Genomic DNA, 15,015 nt, shown 5'->3' with positions numbered 1-15,015 from the left:
TGCACACGGGGCTCCCCAACAACCGGGGCTGCTCCTTTAAGACCGCCCTCCGAGAAGGGCGGAGAGAGGGTGGGACGGAGGAGAAAGGGGAAAACTGAGGGAAGGGGGTGGTTCATCCCGAGTTGTAGCCTTGACCCCTGGGCCGCCGGTGGTTGTCCGGAAGCCCAGGGCATAGCCCGGCGGGGAGCGAAACACGATGGATGACACGCGCGGAGCGGCTTTCTGGCAGGCGCTGTCATTCACCCAGTCGGACCTGCCCATGGCGGTGTACGACGCCGACCTGCGGCTGCTCCACGCGAACGAACGGATGGGCCGGATCACCGGCCGCACCGAGGACGAGATGCGCGGCCACCGCTCCGGCTTCCTGCTGTACGACGGAGCCGACGTCGACCGTACGGACGACGCGGGCGGCACCGCTGCCCCGGCCGGCGGGATCGAAGCCGCCATGCGAAGGGTGCTGCGCACGGGCGAGGCCGAGTCCCTCCAGACCTCCCGCCGCGCCCCCGGCGAGCGGCACGCCCGCTCCTGGGCCCTCTCCCTCTCCCCGCTCAGGGACACGGCGGGACGGGTGTACGCCCTCGCCCTGACCGGCTTCGAGAACAGCGCGCAGCGCAGGGCCCGCGCGAGCCTCGCCCTGCTCAACGAGGCCAGCATGCGGATCGGCACCACCCTGGACGTCACCCGCACCGCCCAGGAACTGGCGAGCACACCGCTCCCCGCCTTCGCCGACTTCATCAGCGTCGACCTCCTGGACTCCGTACTGCACGGCGACGAACCGACCCCGGGACCGGTCTCCGGCGACGTACCGCTGCGCCGTGTCGCCCACGAGTCCGCCCAGCACCCGGACGCCCGCGAGGCCGCCGTCGCCGTCGGGGACCTCGACAGCTACCCCGAGTTCTCGCCCCCGGCCCGCTGCCTCGCCACCGGGCGCGCCGTGCTCACCGGCCCCGGGGACCGGGCGTACACCGACTGGATGGCGCGCGATCCCCGGCGCAGCGCGAAGAGCACCGACTTCGGGGCCGAGTCGGTGGTGGCGGCGCCGCTGGTCGCCCGGGGCAACGTCCTGGGCGCGGCGCTCTTCACCCGGCGCCTGTACCCGGAGCCCTTCACCGAGGACGATCTCGCCCTCGCCGAGCAGTTGGCGGCCCGGGCGGCGATCTGCATCGACAACGCCCGCCGCTACACCCGCGAGCGCGCCACCGCCGTCACCCTCCAGCGCAGCCTGCTGCCGCGCGGAGTGCCCGCGCAGTCGGCCGCCGAGGTCGCCACGCGCTACCGCCCGGCCGACCCCCGGCACGGGGTGGGCGGCGACTGGTTCGACGTCATCCCGCTGGCCGGCTCCCGGGTCGCGCTGGTGGTGGGGGACGTCGTCGGGCACGGCATCCACGCGTCCGCCACCATGGGCCGCCTCCGTACGGCCGTGCGCACCCTCGCCGACATCGACCTGCCGCCGGACGAACTCCTCACCCACCTCGACGACGTGGTCGTACGGCTCGCCTCGGAGAACTCCGGGAGTACGGGCCCGGACGGCGCCCCCGGCACCGACGAGTACACCGGAGCGAGCTGTCTGTACGTGGTCTACGACCCCGTCTCCCGCCGCTGCTGCGCGGCCAGGGCCGGTCATCCGCCGCCCGTGCTCGCCACCCCCGACGGCGTGGCGCGCCTGCTCGACCTGCCCGGGGGGCCGCCGCTGGGCCTGGGCGGTCTGCCCTTCGAAAGCGCCGAGTTCGAGGTCCCCGTGGGCAGCACGCTCGCCCTCTACACCGACGGACTGATCGAGTCCCACGAGCACGGCGCGGGCACCGGCAGGGGGATGGGCACGGACCCCGGCTCCGGCGTCGACGGCCTCTGCGCGATCCTCGCCGCGCCGTCCCCTTCGCTGGAGACCACCTGCGACACCGTCCTCGACAAGCTGCTCTCGCCGTCCCGTACCGACGACGTCGCCCTGCTGCTCGCCCGTACCCGCGCCCTCGACGTCGACCAGGTCGCCACCTGGGAACTGGCCGCGGAGCCCGAACTCGTCGCCGAGGTGCGCGAGCGCGTCTCCGGCCAACTGGCCGCGTGGGGACTCGAAGAGCTGGCCTTCACCACCGAACTGGTCGTCAGCGAGCTGTTCACCAACGCGATCCTGCACGGCGGCGGCCCCGTACAGCTCCGGCTGATCCGCGACCGTACGCTCCTGTGCGAGGTCTGCGACACCAGCACCTCCGCCCCGCATCTGCGCCGGGCCCGGGTCTACGACGAGGGCGGGCGCGGGCTGCTGCTGGTCGCCCGGCTCACCCAGCGCTGGGGCACCCGCCAGCTCCCCGGCGGCAAGGCGATCTGGGCGGAGCAGCCCCTCCCGAGCCCTGACCCGGAGCTCTCCGCCCCGGCGCCCTGACCCGCTCGGGAGGGCCGTCTCAGACCTCGTCCCGCTCCCGGTGGAAGCCCAGCCCTCCCGGCACCTGGAAGGTCGGCAGGATCTCGAGGTGACCGATGTTGACGTGCCGGGGCGCGCCGATCGCGTAGTCGACGGCGTCCGCGATGTCCTCGGGCTTCAGACACTCGTAGCCCTCGTAGTAGAGGCGCCCGGCCTTCTCCATGTCGCCGAGCAGCCGCCCGAAGATCTCGGTCTCGACCCGTCCCGGGCAGATCTCGGTGACCCGGACCCGGGTGCCGAACGCGTCGATCCTGAGCTGGCGGGAGAGCGTGTGCACGGCGGACTTGGTCGCGTGGTAGACCGTGTTGCCGGCGAAGTTGTGGACCCCGGCGATCGAACTGACGTTGACGACATGGCCGAGGTCCCGCTCCACCATGCGCGGCACGAGCAGCCGTACGAGATGGAGCACGGCCCGGAGGTTCACCGCGACCTGCTCGTCCACGGCGAACGCGTCGGCGGTCAGTACGGTGCCGGTGCGCGAGACCCCGGCGTTGTTGACGAGCACATCGACATCGATCCCCGCGACCGTCGCGGCCAGCGCGTCGGTGTCCGTGATGTCCACGGCGTGCGGTACGCATCCGGTGCGGGCGGCGAGCGCGGCGAGCCGGTCCGTGTCACGCGCCACGGCGTGCACCCGGAGCCCCTGGCGCGCGAGGCGTTCGACGACGACGGCGCCGATCCCGCTCGACGCGCCGGTCACCAGCGCGGTCCTGTAGTCGGAAAAGGTCATGGCGGGTGTTCTCTCCTCAGGTGCCTCAGGTGGGTGCCACCGGTCGCGCGGCGGGTTGTCCGCGTCGCCCGGCGGCGGGCTCCGGAGCGCCGCGCCGCCGGGATCCGCCCGGTCGCGCGGCCCCGGGCCCCCGCCGGACGGGTCAGCCGTCCAGAGCCGCCGAGACCACGGCCTTCGCCTCCTCCTGGACACGGCCGAGATGGTCGGCGCCGAGGAAGGACTCCGCGTAGATCTTGTAGACGTCCTCGGTGCCGGAGGGGCGGGCGGCGAACCAGGCGTTCTCCGTGGACACCTTGATGCCGCCGATCGGCGCGCCGTTGCCGGGCGCCTCGGTGAGCACCTCCGTGACCGGTTCCCCGGCGAGGGTGTCCGCGGTGACCTGCTCCGGCGAGAGGCGCCCGAGCACCGCCTTCTCCGCCGGGGTGGCGGGCGCGTCGATCCGGGCGTACGCGGGCTCCCCGAACCGCGCGGTGAGCGCGGCGTACTGCTCGGAGGGGGTCTTCCCGGTCACCGCGAGGATCTCGGAGGCGAGCAGCGCCAGGATGATGCCGTCCTTGTCGGTGGTCCACACCGAGCCGTCGCGGCGCAGGAACGACGCCCCGGCCGACTCCTCCCCGCCGAAGCCGAGCGATCCGCCGGCCAGCCCGTCCACGAACCACTTGAAGCCGACGGGCACCTCGACCAGCGGCCGGCCGAGGTCCGCGGCGACCCGGTCGATCATCCCCGAGGACACCAGCGTCTTGCCGATCCCGGCGCCCGCGGGCCACCGCTCGCGGTGGGCGTAGAGATAGGAGATCGCGGTCGCGAGGTAGTGGTTGGGGTTCATCAGCCCGCCGTCCGGCGTGACGATGCCGTGCCGGTCCGCGTCGGCGTCGTTGCCCGTCGCGATCGCGAACCGGTCGCGCCGCTCGATCAGCGAGGCCATCGCGTACGGCGACGAGCAGTCCATCCGGATCTTCCCGTCCCAGTCCAGCGTCATGAACCGCCAGGTCGGATCGGTCAGCGGATTGACCACGGTCAGGTCGAGCCGGTGCTCCTCGGCGATCCGGCCCCAGTACGCGACCGACGCGCCGCCCAGCGGGTCCGCGCCGATCCGTACCCCCGCCGCGCGCACCGCGTCCAGGTCGAGCACGGACGGCAGATCGGCCACGTACGTACCGAGGAAGTCGTACCGCCCGGTGCCGGGGGCGGCCAGCGCGCGCCGGTAGGGCAGTCTGCGGACGTCCTTGAGGCCGCCCGCGATGATGTCGTTGGCGCGGTCCTGGATCCAGTTGGTCGCGTCGGACCCGGCGGGGCCGCCGCTCGGCGGGTTGTACTTGAAACCGCCGTCGGCGGGCGGGTTGTGGGACGGGGTGACCACCACGCCGTCCGAGAGACCCACCGTACGGCCGCGGTTGTGCGTGAGGATCGCGTGCGAGACCGCCGGGGTGGGGGTGTAGCCGTCGGCGCTGTCGATGAGCACGGTCACCGAGTTGGCCGCGAACACCTCGACGGCGGTCACCCGGGCGGGCTCGGAGAGCGCGTGGGTGTCGGCGCCGAGGAAGAGCGGCCCGTCGGTGCCCTGGAGGGACCGGTACTCGCAGATCGCCTGGCTGGTCGCGGCGATGTGGTCCTCGTTGAACGCGGTGGCGAGGGAGGAGCCGCGGTGCCCCGACGTCCCGAACGCCACGCGCTGGCCCGGCTCCTGGGGGTCGGGGTGCAGCGCGTAGTACGCGGTCACCAGCTTGGCGACATCGATGAGGTCCTCCGGCCGGGCCGGCTGTCCCGCTCGTTCGTGCGGCATCTGCCCACTCCTCCAGATCGGTCGATCGTTTTGTCGGTTCATCTTCGCGGGTCGCCGCCGCGACCGGCGACCGCCCCGCCGGACAGCCCGTCAGGCCGGTTGGTCCTGCTGGTCCTACCGGTCAGGTTGGTCGGGGGCGACCGTGGACGCGCGCACCATCAGCTCCGGGGTGAACCGGCGCGACCGGGCGGGGCGCCCCTCGGCCATCCCCACCAGCGCGGTCGCCGCCCGCTCTCCCATGACGCGCATCGGCGAACGTACGGACGTGAGGGGGATGGGCAGTTGGGCCGAGAGCGGGACATCGTTGAAGCCCGCCACCGCGACGTCCCGCCCCGGCACCAGACCGGAGGCGCGCAGCGCGCCCATGACCCCGATCGCGGCGAAGTCGTTGACCGCGAAGACCGCCGTGGGGCGGGGCTCGGCGGCCAGCAGCCGGTGCGCGGCGCGCTCGCCGCCGTACACGTCGAACGGCGCGTTGACGACCAGCGCCGGATCCACCGGCACCCCCGCCTTCGCGTACGCGTCCGTGAAGCCCTTCGTCCGCTCGACCCCGGTGGAGGCGTACGGCTCGCCCGCCACGACCGCCACCCTGCGGTGCCCCAGCGACAGCAGATGCTCCGCCACCAGACGCCCGCCGACGATGTCGTCGCAGGTGAAGGAGGTGACCCCGCGTAGTCGTCGGGAGACCAGCGCCACCGGCACCCCCCGCGCGACCAGTTCGGAGGCGAGCGTCGTGTCGCCCCGCGCGTCCCCGAGGAGCAGCCCGTCCACCCGCAGGGCCAGCAGCCGCTCGACCTTGGCCCGCTGGACCGCCGGATCGTCCCCGGTGTTGGCGACGACGGCCTGGTACCCGGCCGCCGCCGCGCCCGCCTCGATGCCCTCGTAGACCGTGGCCAGCACGATGTCCGTGAGCCGGGGGACCAGCACGCCCAGCAGCCGGGAGCGGCCGGTCCGCAGGCTGGACGCGGCGGGGTTCACGACATAGCCGAGCCGTCTCGCCGACTCCCGTACGCGGTCGGCGGTGGCCGCCCCCACCCCGGCCCCGTCGCGCAGCGCCCGGGACGCGGTGGACTGGTGCACACCCGCGTCGGCGGCCACATCGGCCAGGGTCACACCGTTCTCGCCCGGGTCGCGGCCGGCCGGGGGCTGTCGTATCAAGGCGGTGGTCCTCGTTCCTGTCCTGCTGGGAGTGACGGGCCGGGAGCGGCCCGTCACGGCGCCGGCGCCGTCGGCCCGGGTGCCCGTGTTTCGGGAGCCATCATCTTCCATGAAGATCCGATCAAGGGGGTTGCCCTCCGGGGTGAGTGTGGAGCATGGTTGCGCAATCGTTCTCGCAATCGATTGTGGAGCCTCGTATGCAGCTTCGTCTCATCGGCACGGGTGGCACCATCGCCAGCCGCTCCACGCCCACCGGGAGGGTCGCCTCCGTCACGGTGAAGGAGCTGCTGGAGACCGCGCGCGCCTTCCCCGTGCCGGAGTGTGCCGAGGTGACCTGCGTGGAGATGGGCCTGCGGGCCAGCTTCTCGCTCGGCCTCCCCGACCTCGCAGCGCTCGCCGGAGCCGTCGGTGAGAGCCTGCGCGACGGGGCCGACGCGGTGGTCATCACCCACGGCACGGACTCCATGGAGGAGACCGCCTTCGCGCTCTCCCTCGTCCACGCCGACGACCGCCCCATCGTGCTCACCGGCGCGCAGCGCCCCGCCGACGACCCGGCGGCCGACGGGCCGCGCAACCTCGCCACCGCCCTGACCTGGGCCGCCCACCCCGCGGCCCGCGGCCATGGCGTCAGCGCGGTCTTCGACGGCGCGGTCTGGCCCGCCATCGGGCTCCGCAAGACCGACACCCTGGCCCCCGCCGCCTTCGGCGCACCGGGCCGGGGCCCCGTCGCCCGGGTGGACGACGGCCGCGTCCGGCTGATCGGCCGGCCGCCCCGCCCCGCCCCGCTGATCAGCGCCGACGACCTCGGCCGGCTGCCCCGGGTGGACATCGTCCCGCTCTACGTCGGCTGCGACACCGCGCTGCTCGACGCCGCGGTCGCCGCCGGTGCGCGCGGCGTGGTGCTGTGCGCCTTCGGGGCGGGCAACGCCCCGCCGGACGTCACCGAGGCCGTCGCGCGGCTGGTGGCGGACGGGGTCGCGGTCGCCGTCGCCAGCCGGGTGCCGGCCGGGGCGACCTCGGCGGCGTACGGCGCGGGCGGCGGCGCCGACCTGCTGCGGGCCGGCGCGGTCTTCGCCGCCGACCTCTCCCCGTGGCATCTGCGGCTGCTCCTGGCCGCGGCGCTGCACCGGGCCGAGGGGCGGGGGCCCGCAGGGGCCGCCGTGGTGATCCGCGACTGGCTCGCCGACGCGGGACACCACGACGCCGCGCACCCCTGGAGCGGACACCACGACGCCGCGCACCCCGGCGGCTGATCACGAAGGACCACCACCGGCCGGGCGCGCCTCCCTCACGGGCGACCGGCCACCACGTACACCACCACCGGCAGACACCACCACCGGCAGACACCACCACCGGTACATCTGGAGGAGAACCGACATGGCGAAAGAGATTCTGGTTGCCTACGGCGTCGACGTCGACGCGGTCGGCGGTTGGCTCGGCTCGTACGGGGGAGAGGACTCCCCCTGTGACATCTCGCGCGGCCTGTTCGCGGGCGAGGTGGGCGTGCCCCGGATGCTGGAGCTGTTCCGGCGCCGCGGGATGACCACCACCTGGTTCTGGCCGGGCCACTCGATCGAGACGTTCCCCGAGCAGTTCGAGGCGTGTACCGCCGCCGGTCACGAGATCGGGGTGCACGGCTACAGCCACGAGAACCCGATCGCGATGAGCCGGACGCAGGAGTCCGACATCCTCGACCACTGCATCGACCTCATCACCACCCGCACCGGACGGCGGCCCACCGGCTATGTCGCCCCCTGGTGGGAGTTCTCCCCGGTCACCAACGAACTCCTGCTGGAGCGGGGCATCGCGTACGACCACTCCCTGATGCACCGCGACTTCGAGCCGTACTACGTGCGGGTCGGCGACAGTTGGTCGAAGATCGACTACGACCGTCCGGCGGCGGACTGGATGAAGCCGCTGGAACGGGGCGAGGAGACCGACCTGGTGGAGATCCCCGCCAACTGGTACCTCGACGACCTGCCGCCGATGATGTTCGTCAAGGCCAGCCCCAACAGCCACGGCTTCGTCAGCCCCCGTGAGCTCGAACAGACGTGGCGCGACCAGTTCGACTGGGTCTACCGCGAGAACGACTACGCCGTCTTCACCATGACCGTGCACCCCGACGTGTCGGGACGGCCGCAGAACCTGCTGATGCACGAGCGGCTGATCGACCACATCAGCAGCCACGAGGGCGTCCGCTGGGTCACCTTCGACGAGATCGCCAAGGACTTCGTCCGCCGCCGTCCCCGCGGCTGACCCGGCCCCGTCCCGCTCCCTCTCCCCGCTCCCCTCTCCCCGCTCCTCCCCGTGGTGGCCGCCGCCCTCCGTGCCCCGGCCACCGGCGCGGCGCCGGCCCCGTCCCCGGGCCGGCGCCGGGGCCCGGCCCGCTCCCGGCACCGCGCTGTCACGGCGCCACCCCGCGCCCCGTCACCTCCGCACCTCCCCGCCCGCGCGTTCCACTACCGCGGCATCCCCGTCCCCGCGTCCTCTTCGTACGTATCGGAGTCCGCCCGTGAACCCCTCAGCGACATCCTCGTCAGCCGCCGAAACCCCCGGCATAGCCGACCCGGACACCAACACCCCGCCCCGCAAGCTCGTCGTCCGCGCCTCGGTCATCTGCTTCCTGGCCTGGGTCTTCAGCGTGTACGACTTCACCCTCTTCGGCACCCTGCTCCCCAAGATCGCCGAGGACTTCGGCTGGTCCACCGCCACCGCCGCCAATGTCGTCACCGGCGTCACCGCGGGCACCTTCGTCGTCTCGCTCTGCGTCGGCCCGATCCTCGACCGCTTCGGCCGCCGCCCGGCCCTGATGATCACCTCGGCCGGGGCCGCACTCACCTCCGCGGCGACCGCCCTGGCGGGCGGCGCGATCTCCATGGTCGGCATCCGCGCCTTCTCCGGGTTCGGATACTCCGAGGAGGTCGTCAACACCGTCTATCTCAACGAGATCTACGGGAAGCACCCCCGGCGCGGACTGCTCTTCAGCTTCGTCCAGAGCGGCTGGCCGGTCGGCGCCCTGGTCGGCGCCGGAGTGACGGCCCTGACCCTGCCCACCTTCGGCTGGCGCGGCAGCTTCGTGATCGCGGCCGTCCCCGCGCTCGTCATCGCCCTGCTGATGCGCACCCTGCCCGAGTCCCCGGTCTTCCTCGGCCTGAAGAAGGCCCGAGCCCTGCGCGCCGAGGGGCGCCGCGCCGAGGCCGAGGCCGTCGAGAAATCGGCCGGGATCGAGACCGACGCGTCCAAGGCCGGTCTGCGGGAGGTCTTCGCGCCCGCGCTGCGCCGTCACACGCTCTGCCTCTCGGCCGCCTGGCTGCTCAACTGGATGGGCATCCAGATCTTCTCGGTGCTGGGCACGACCGTGCTCGTCGAGGCCAAGGGCGTCTCGTTCAGCAGCGCGCTGCTGGTTCTCGTCCTCGCCAACCTGGCCGGCTTCTTCGGCTACGTCTTCCACGGCTGGCTCGGTGACCGGATCGGCCGCCGTACGACCATCATCATCGGCTGGAGCTGCGGCGGTGTCGCCATGACCGCCATGCTCTTCGGCCCCACCTCGACGGCGGCCGTGATCGGCCTCTACGCGCTCGGGCTGTTCTTCCTGACCGGCCCCTACTCGGCGATGTTGTTCTACATGAGCGAGTCGTTCCCCGAGCAGGTCCGCGGGATCGGCTCCAACGTCGCCCACACCATGGGCCCGGTCGGCGCCATCGTCGGCTCCGCGCTGCTCGGCGCGTTGCTCTCGGCCGGTGCCTCGATGACCCTCGCCGCCTTCATCGCCGGAGCCGTCGGCATCTTCGGCTCCGGACTGGTGATGCTCGGCGCCCGGGACGTCGACCGCCGCCGTACACCCGTACCGGCCCCCGCGGCCGTCTGACCCCTACCGGTCCCCCTACCCGTCCCTCTCCCCGTCCCCCTTCCCGTCCAGCCCGTCCGACAAGGAGATCCCGACACCATGACCGGAGAACGACAGCGCGGCGCGGCCCTCATCACCGGAGGCGCCAGCGGTATCGGCCGGGCGACGGCGGTCGCCTTCGCCGAAGCGGGCATCGACACGGTGATCGGCTTCCACACCGCCGATCCGCACGACCCGGCCGAGACCGTCGAAGCGGTCCGCGCGGCCGGCGGCCGATGTCTCGCCGTCGAGGCGGACGTCGCGACCGAAGCGGGCCCCGAACGGCTGGCGCGGGCCGCCGTGGACACGTACGGCCGGCTCGACATCGCCGTCGCGGCGGCCGGCATCCTGCGCCGGGCGCCGCTCGCCGAACTCACCGACGACGCCTGGCAGGACATGCTCGGCGTCGACCTCACCGGCGTCATGCGCACCTTCCGCTCCGCGGCGGCGCGGATGACAGGACCCGGCGCGCTGCTCGCCGTCTCGTCCATCGCGGGCGGGGTGTACGGCTGGGGCGAGCACGCCCACTACGCCGCCGCCAAGGCCGGGGTGCTGGGCCTGGTCCGCTCCCTCGCCGTGGAGCTGGCGCCCCGGGGCATCCGCGCCAACTCCGTGATCCCCGGGCTGATCGAGACGCCGCAGTCGCTGGACGCGCGCAACTCGCTCGGCCCCGAGGGGCTGCGCGCGGCGGGCGCGTCCATCCCGGCCGGCCGGGTCGGACGCCCGGCGGAGGTGGCCGCCGCCATCCGCTTCCTGTGCGCGCCCGAAGCCTCGTACATCACCGGACAGCAGCTCGTCGTGGACGGCGGTCTGACGGTCCGCTTCCCCGACTGACCCCGCCCTACCCTCACCCCGCCCGGGCCCGACCACCTCACGGAGACTCCATGACCACCCCGACCCCGACCCCGCCCCCATCCTCGGCCCCGGCCCCGCGCACCGTTCTGATCACCGGTGCGGCCAGCGGCATCGGCGCCGCCGTCGCCGAGGCGTTCGCCCGTGAGGGGGCCGGGCTCGCCCTCGCCGACCGCGACACCGACCGGCTGGAAGCCCTGCGCGAGCGGCTGCCCCGTACGGCCGCCGTCACCCTGCACACGCTCGACGTCGCCGACGCCGACCAGGTCAGGGAGACGGTCGAGGAGGTCGTACGCCGCCACGGAGGGGTGGACGTCCTCGTCAACTCGGCGGGTATCCTCACCGAGGTTCCGCTGGCGGAGATGGATCCGGCCGTCTGGGACGAGACCATCGCCGTGGATCTGCGCGGAGTCTTCCTGAGCTGCCGCTACACCCTTCCGCACATGATCGCGCGGGGCGGCGGCCGGATCGTCAACATCGCCTCGCAGCTCGGCCAGAAGGGCGCCGAGGGGCTGACCCACTACTCGGCCGCCAAGGCCGGGGTCATCGGCTTCACCAAGGCGCTCGCCCGGGAGGCCGCCCCGCACCACGTGCTGGTCAACGCGGTCGCCCCCGGGCCGGTGGAGACCCCGCTGGTGGACGGGCTCAGCCCCGAGTGGAAGCGCGCCAAGCAGGCGGAGCTGCCGCTCGGCCGGTTCGGACGGCCGGAGGAGATCGCGCCGACCGTGCTGCTCCTCGCCTCCGACCCCGGTGGCAACCTCTACGTGGGGCAGACCCTCGGCCCCAACAGCGGCGACGTGATGGCATGACGGCCGGCCAGGAGCGGGACGGGCGCTTCGCGGGCCGCCGCGTCCCGGTGGCCCGCCGTACGGTGAGGGGCTGACCGGCGGTGTGCGGAGGGTGCGGCCGTCCCGCGACCCGCTGGACGGAGCGCGTGGCGCCGCTCGGCCCCGGCGGTACGGCCGCCCGGCACCGCGCCGTACGACGGCTGCTCGCCGGGACCCGGCTGACCGCCAGGCCCTGGCCGGGCGGCGGCTGGCAGCTCGCCGACCGGGCCGGGCGCTGGCGCCACTACGAAGGGCTCGACGCGCTCTGGACCGCCGTACGCGCCCTGTCGGGGCCGGTGATCACCCCTGACCCCGGGGACACCACCCGCGTCTGGAGCCTGCCCGATCCGTACGCGCCCGATCCGCACGCGCTGGTCGTCTGGACGGCGGCGGCGCTGCGCGCGGGCCCGGCGTCCGGCGCGCTCACCGTACGGGCGGCGGGCTGGTCGCTGACCGGCGGGCCGGATCCGGACACCGCTCCCGTGCTCCACCGCGAGGAGGCGGATCCGGCGACCGGGGGTGCCGGCGGTGTGTGTGTCGAGGCCCCGTGGGGCGCCCGCGCGCTCGCCACGGACCTGGCGCGGGTGTGCGCGCCGCCGGACGAGCCGGCCTGACCTCCGTACCCGCTCAGGAGCTACCGGCGCAGGAGCGCGCCCCGACCGGTGCGTCAACCCGTTCGATACGATGAACGACCAGGGCTGCCGCACGTCCTCCGGCGTCGTTCCCGCATCACCGAAGGGGTCGAGATGGCTACCATCAGGGACGTCGCCCAGCGGGCCGGGGTCGCGCCCAGCACCGTCAGCTATGTCTTCAACGGCTCCCGTTCGATCTCCGAGGAGACCCGCAGACGCGTCCAGGAGGCCGTCGACGCGCTCGGCTACCACCCGCGCGCCAGCGCCAGGACCCTGCGCAGCAGCCGCACCCATGTGATCGCCCTCGCGCTTCCCCGCGCCGCCGGTGAACGGCACGCCGTGGACGGCCGGTTCGCGATCGAGGTCAGCGACGCCGCCAACACCCTCGGCCACGACCTGCTGCTGACGACCTCCCAGGACAAGGCGGAGGGGCTGCGGCGCGTGGCGCTCAGCGGGCTCGCGGACGCCGCGGTCCTGATGGCGGTCGACATGGAGGACGCGCGGATCGACGTCGTACGCGAACTGGTCTTCCCCGCGGCCCTGATCGGGCGGCCCGCCGACGAGGACGCCCTGCCCTGGACCGACCTCGACTGGGAGGAGGCCGCGGTGCTCGCCGTCCGTGAACTCGCCGCCGCCGGCCACCGCGAGCTGGTCTATCTCGCGCCCGGCGAACCGGAGGTACGGGGGCGGCGCAGCTACGCGCTGCGCGGCATCGCCGGCGCCCGCCGGGGCGCCCGTACCACCGGCGCGGCCGTCCGGGTCGTCCACTCCGTCGGCGATCCGGCCAAACTGGCGCACCGGCTCCGTACGCTGCTGGGGGAGCGGACGGCCGACGGGACCCGGCGGCCGGGCAGCGACGCCGGGACCGGCGCGGCGCCGACCGCCCTGATCGTGCAGCACCCCTCCGCGCACCACCACATCCTGGCGTCCGTGACCGCGGCCGGACTGCGGGTGCCGGAGGACGTCACCGTCGTCGTCATCGGCACGCTCCCGGGCGATCCGTCGAGCAGCCGGCTGCCCCGGATCGACCTGCCGGTGCGGACGCTGGCCACCGAGGTCACCCGGCTCGCCGTGACCGCCGCCGCCGTGCTGCGGGAGGACACCGCGCGCGGTACGGAGCACGCGGAGCCGGGCGCACGGCTGCTCGCCGACTCCGTCGGACATCTGCTGATCGCACCGGTCCTGCTGCCGGGCGCGCTGCCGCTCGGCGCGCCGCGCGACTGACCCCGGCCGGATCCCGCCCGTACGCACCGAAGACCCCGCTCGGCTCTTGTCGCCGTTTCGGCGAGCGCCTACCATCACCGCAGCGCTCAATCGAATCGATTCGACACCTGTTCTCCCACGCGCTCGCACCTGTTCCCCCACCTGCTCGACACCTGTTCTCCCCGCCAGTTCCCTCCGTCGCCGCTCACCCCTCACCCACCCCCACCGCACGTCCGTGCACCCTCCGTACCTCTCCGTCTCCATACAGCGTTGTAGACCGAACGGAGCCCCTCGTATGCACCCGATCCGCCGCCTCCCGGCGCCGGCCGTGCTCCTCACCGCGCTCGTGGCCGTCATCCCTCTCGCCGGCTGCGCGCGGCTGCCCGACCCCGGCACGCTGACGGTTCTCAACTCGGCCACCGACACCCACGAACACGACGAGGAACAGAAGTTCTTCGACCGCTGCGCGAAGCCGCTCGGCGTGAAGGTCAGACAGACCAGCGTCCCCGCCGACCAGGTGGTGTCCAAGGCGCTGCGGATGGCCTCGTCCCACTCGCTGACCGACATCCTCGAACTGGACGGCTCCGAACTCCCGCAGTTCGCCGACACCGGCGGTCTCGTCCCGCTGAAGGACGCGGGCGTGGACGTGACCGGGATGTCACCCGGCGCCGTCTCCATGGGCAGCTTCCGGGGCGACCAGTACGGCATCGCCCGCTCGGTCAACTCCCTCGCGCTGATCTACAACGCCGAGCTGCTGCGCAAGGCGGGCGTCGAACCACCCACCACCTGGGACGAGTTGAAGGCAGCCGCCAGAAAGCTCACCCAGGGCCGGACGTTCGGGATGGCCTTCAGCGCGACCCCCGACGCGGACGGCGTCTACCAGTTCCTGCCGTTCTTCTGGTCGGCCGGCGGCGACGAGGCGCGGCTCGACGACGGCCGGGGCGCCCCCGCCCTGCGCCTCTGGAAGGACCTGATCGACGACAAGTCCGCCTCCAGCGCCGTCGTCACCTGGAACCAGCAGGACGTCAACGACCAGTTCATCGCGGGACGGGCCGCGATGATGATCAACGGGCCGTGGCAGGTCCCGGTGCTCGGCGAGCACAAGGACCTCGACTGGGCGGTCGCCGCGATCCCCGTCCCCGAGGCCGGCCGCCCTCCGGTGCCACCGATCGGCGGTACGGTCATGGCCCTTCCCCGCACCGGCGACACCGGGCGCCAGAGGACCGCGGCACGGATCATCGACTGCCTCAACGAGCAGCGCAACCAGGTCGCCTGGGGCGAGGCCGTCTACAACGTGCCCACCCGTACGGCCGCCGCCGCCGCGTACAAGGCCCAGAACCCGAAGCTCGGCGCGTTCGCCGACCAGGTCGCCACCGCCCGCTCCCGCACCGACCGGGTCGGCTCCCGCTGGCCGGTCGTCTCCGACGCCCTCGCGGGCGCCTTCCAGTCCGTGCTGACCGGCCGCTCCACACCCGAAGCCGCCCTGAAGCAGGCCCAGTCACGGGCCACGGCCGGCGAGTGACGT

General features: G+C 73.6%; 12 protein-coding genes. 9 read left to right on the top strand and 3 right to left on the bottom strand.

The window, feature by feature from the left end:
- Positions 1–196 precede the first annotated feature (196 nt).
- Positions 197–2,380, top strand: coding sequence for a SpoIIE family protein phosphatase (locus ACIO3P_RS32415; RefSeq protein ID WP_401850061.1), 2,184 nt, complete (start codon positions 197–199; stop codon positions 2,378–2,380).
- Between the two features lie 19 nt (positions 2,381–2,399).
- Here ACIO3P_RS32415 and ACIO3P_RS32410 read toward each other — a convergent pair whose 3' ends face one another.
- From ACIO3P_RS32410 to ACIO3P_RS32400, 3 genes are all read right to left on the bottom strand, one after another.
- Entirely contained in the window at positions 2,400–3,149 is a 750-nt protein-coding gene (locus ACIO3P_RS32410) for an SDR family oxidoreductase (protein WP_329826422.1), read from the bottom strand.
- 142 nt (positions 3,150–3,291) lie between these two features.
- Positions 3,292–4,932 (bottom strand): phosphoglucomutase (alpha-D-glucose-1,6-bisphosphate-dependent), encoded by a 1,641-nt coding sequence (gene pgm / locus ACIO3P_RS32405; RefSeq protein ID WP_401850059.1) that lies wholly within the window; start codon positions 4,930–4,932, stop codon positions 3,292–3,294.
- A gap of 114 nt (positions 4,933–5,046) precedes the next feature.
- On the bottom strand, positions 5,047–6,090 hold the full coding sequence (locus ACIO3P_RS32400; RefSeq protein WP_401850058.1) for a LacI family DNA-binding transcriptional regulator: 1,044 nt from the start codon (positions 6,088–6,090) through the stop codon (positions 5,047–5,049).
- Positions 6,091–6,287: 197 nt separating this feature from the next.
- Between ACIO3P_RS32400 and ACIO3P_RS32395 the strand changes: the two genes are divergently transcribed.
- From ACIO3P_RS32395 to ACIO3P_RS32360, 8 genes are all read left to right on the top strand, one after another.
- The gene (locus ACIO3P_RS32395) at positions 6,288–7,343 is read left to right on the top strand and encodes an asparaginase (protein WP_401786595.1); all 1,056 of its coding nucleotides are present in this window, start codon (positions 6,288–6,290) and stop codon (positions 7,341–7,343) included.
- A gap of 124 nt (positions 7,344–7,467) precedes the next feature.
- The gene (locus tag ACIO3P_RS32390) at positions 7,468–8,346 is read left to right on the top strand and encodes a polysaccharide deacetylase (protein WP_329826426.1); all 879 of its coding nucleotides are present in this window, start codon (positions 7,468–7,470) and stop codon (positions 8,344–8,346) included.
- A 256-nt stretch (positions 8,347–8,602) separates the two neighbouring features.
- A complete protein-coding gene (locus ACIO3P_RS32385) occupies positions 8,603–9,958 on the top strand; it encodes an MFS transporter (protein WP_401786598.1) in 1,356 nt (451 codons plus the stop codon).
- Positions 9,959–10,036: 78 nt separating this feature from the next.
- A complete protein-coding gene (locus ACIO3P_RS32380; RefSeq protein ID WP_329826428.1) occupies positions 10,037–10,810 on the top strand; it encodes an SDR family oxidoreductase in 774 nt (257 codons plus the stop codon).
- A 50-nt stretch (positions 10,811–10,860) separates the two neighbouring features.
- Positions 10,861–11,637 (top strand): SDR family NAD(P)-dependent oxidoreductase, encoded by a 777-nt coding sequence (locus ACIO3P_RS32375; RefSeq protein ID WP_329826429.1) that lies wholly within the window; start codon positions 10,861–10,863, stop codon positions 11,635–11,637.
- 125 nt (positions 11,638–11,762) lie between these two features.
- Positions 11,763–12,269, top strand: a complete 507-nt coding sequence (locus tag ACIO3P_RS32370; RefSeq protein WP_401786602.1) for a hypothetical protein — start codon at positions 11,763–11,765, stop codon at positions 12,267–12,269.
- Positions 12,270–12,401: 132 nt separating this feature from the next.
- The gene (locus tag ACIO3P_RS32365) at positions 12,402–13,511 is read left to right on the top strand and encodes a LacI family DNA-binding transcriptional regulator (RefSeq protein WP_329826432.1); all 1,110 of its coding nucleotides are present in this window, start codon (positions 12,402–12,404) and stop codon (positions 13,509–13,511) included.
- Between the two features lie 274 nt (positions 13,512–13,785).
- The gene (locus tag ACIO3P_RS32360; RefSeq protein ID WP_329826433.1) at positions 13,786–15,012 is read left to right on the top strand and encodes an extracellular solute-binding protein; all 1,227 of its coding nucleotides are present in this window, start codon (positions 13,786–13,788) and stop codon (positions 15,010–15,012) included.
- Positions 15,013–15,015: the final 3 nt, after the last annotated feature.

It is taken from the genome of Streptomyces sp. NPDC087310 (genome assembly GCF_044744405.1).
In the GTDB taxonomy this organism is placed as follows: Bacteria; Actinomycetota; Actinomycetes; order Streptomycetales; family Streptomycetaceae; genus Streptomyces.
Note: the sequence above shows the minus strand (reverse complement) of the source record. Positions and strands in the feature narration are given on the sequence as shown.

What these genes read in the sequence shown, in the direction of transcription:
- ACIO3P_RS32415 (WP_401850061.1), top strand. Translation starts at nt 197, where the DNA reads ATGGATGACACGCGCGGAGCGGCTTTCTGGCAGGCGCTGTCATTCACC.
- ACIO3P_RS32410 (WP_329826422.1), bottom strand. Translation starts at nt 3,149, where the DNA reads ATGACCTTTTCCGACTACAGGACCGCGCTGGTGACCGGCGCGTCGAGC.
- pgm (WP_401850059.1), bottom strand. Translation starts at nt 4,932, where the DNA reads ATGCCGCACGAACGAGCGGGACAGCCGGCCCGGCCGGAGGACCTCATC.
- ACIO3P_RS32395 (WP_401786595.1), top strand. Translation starts at nt 6,288, where the DNA reads ATGCAGCTTCGTCTCATCGGCACGGGTGGCACCATCGCCAGCCGCTCC.
- ACIO3P_RS32390 (WP_329826426.1), top strand. Translation starts at nt 7,468, where the DNA reads ATGGCGAAAGAGATTCTGGTTGCCTACGGCGTCGACGTCGACGCGGTC.
- ACIO3P_RS32380 (WP_329826428.1), top strand. Translation starts at nt 10,037, where the DNA reads ATGACCGGAGAACGACAGCGCGGCGCGGCCCTCATCACCGGAGGCGCC.
- ACIO3P_RS32375 (WP_329826429.1), top strand. Translation starts at nt 10,861, where the DNA reads ATGACCACCCCGACCCCGACCCCGCCCCCATCCTCGGCCCCGGCCCCG.
- ACIO3P_RS32365 (WP_329826432.1), top strand. Translation starts at nt 12,402, where the DNA reads ATGGCTACCATCAGGGACGTCGCCCAGCGGGCCGGGGTCGCGCCCAGC.
- ACIO3P_RS32360 (WP_329826433.1), top strand. Translation starts at nt 13,786, where the DNA reads ATGCACCCGATCCGCCGCCTCCCGGCGCCGGCCGTGCTCCTCACCGCG.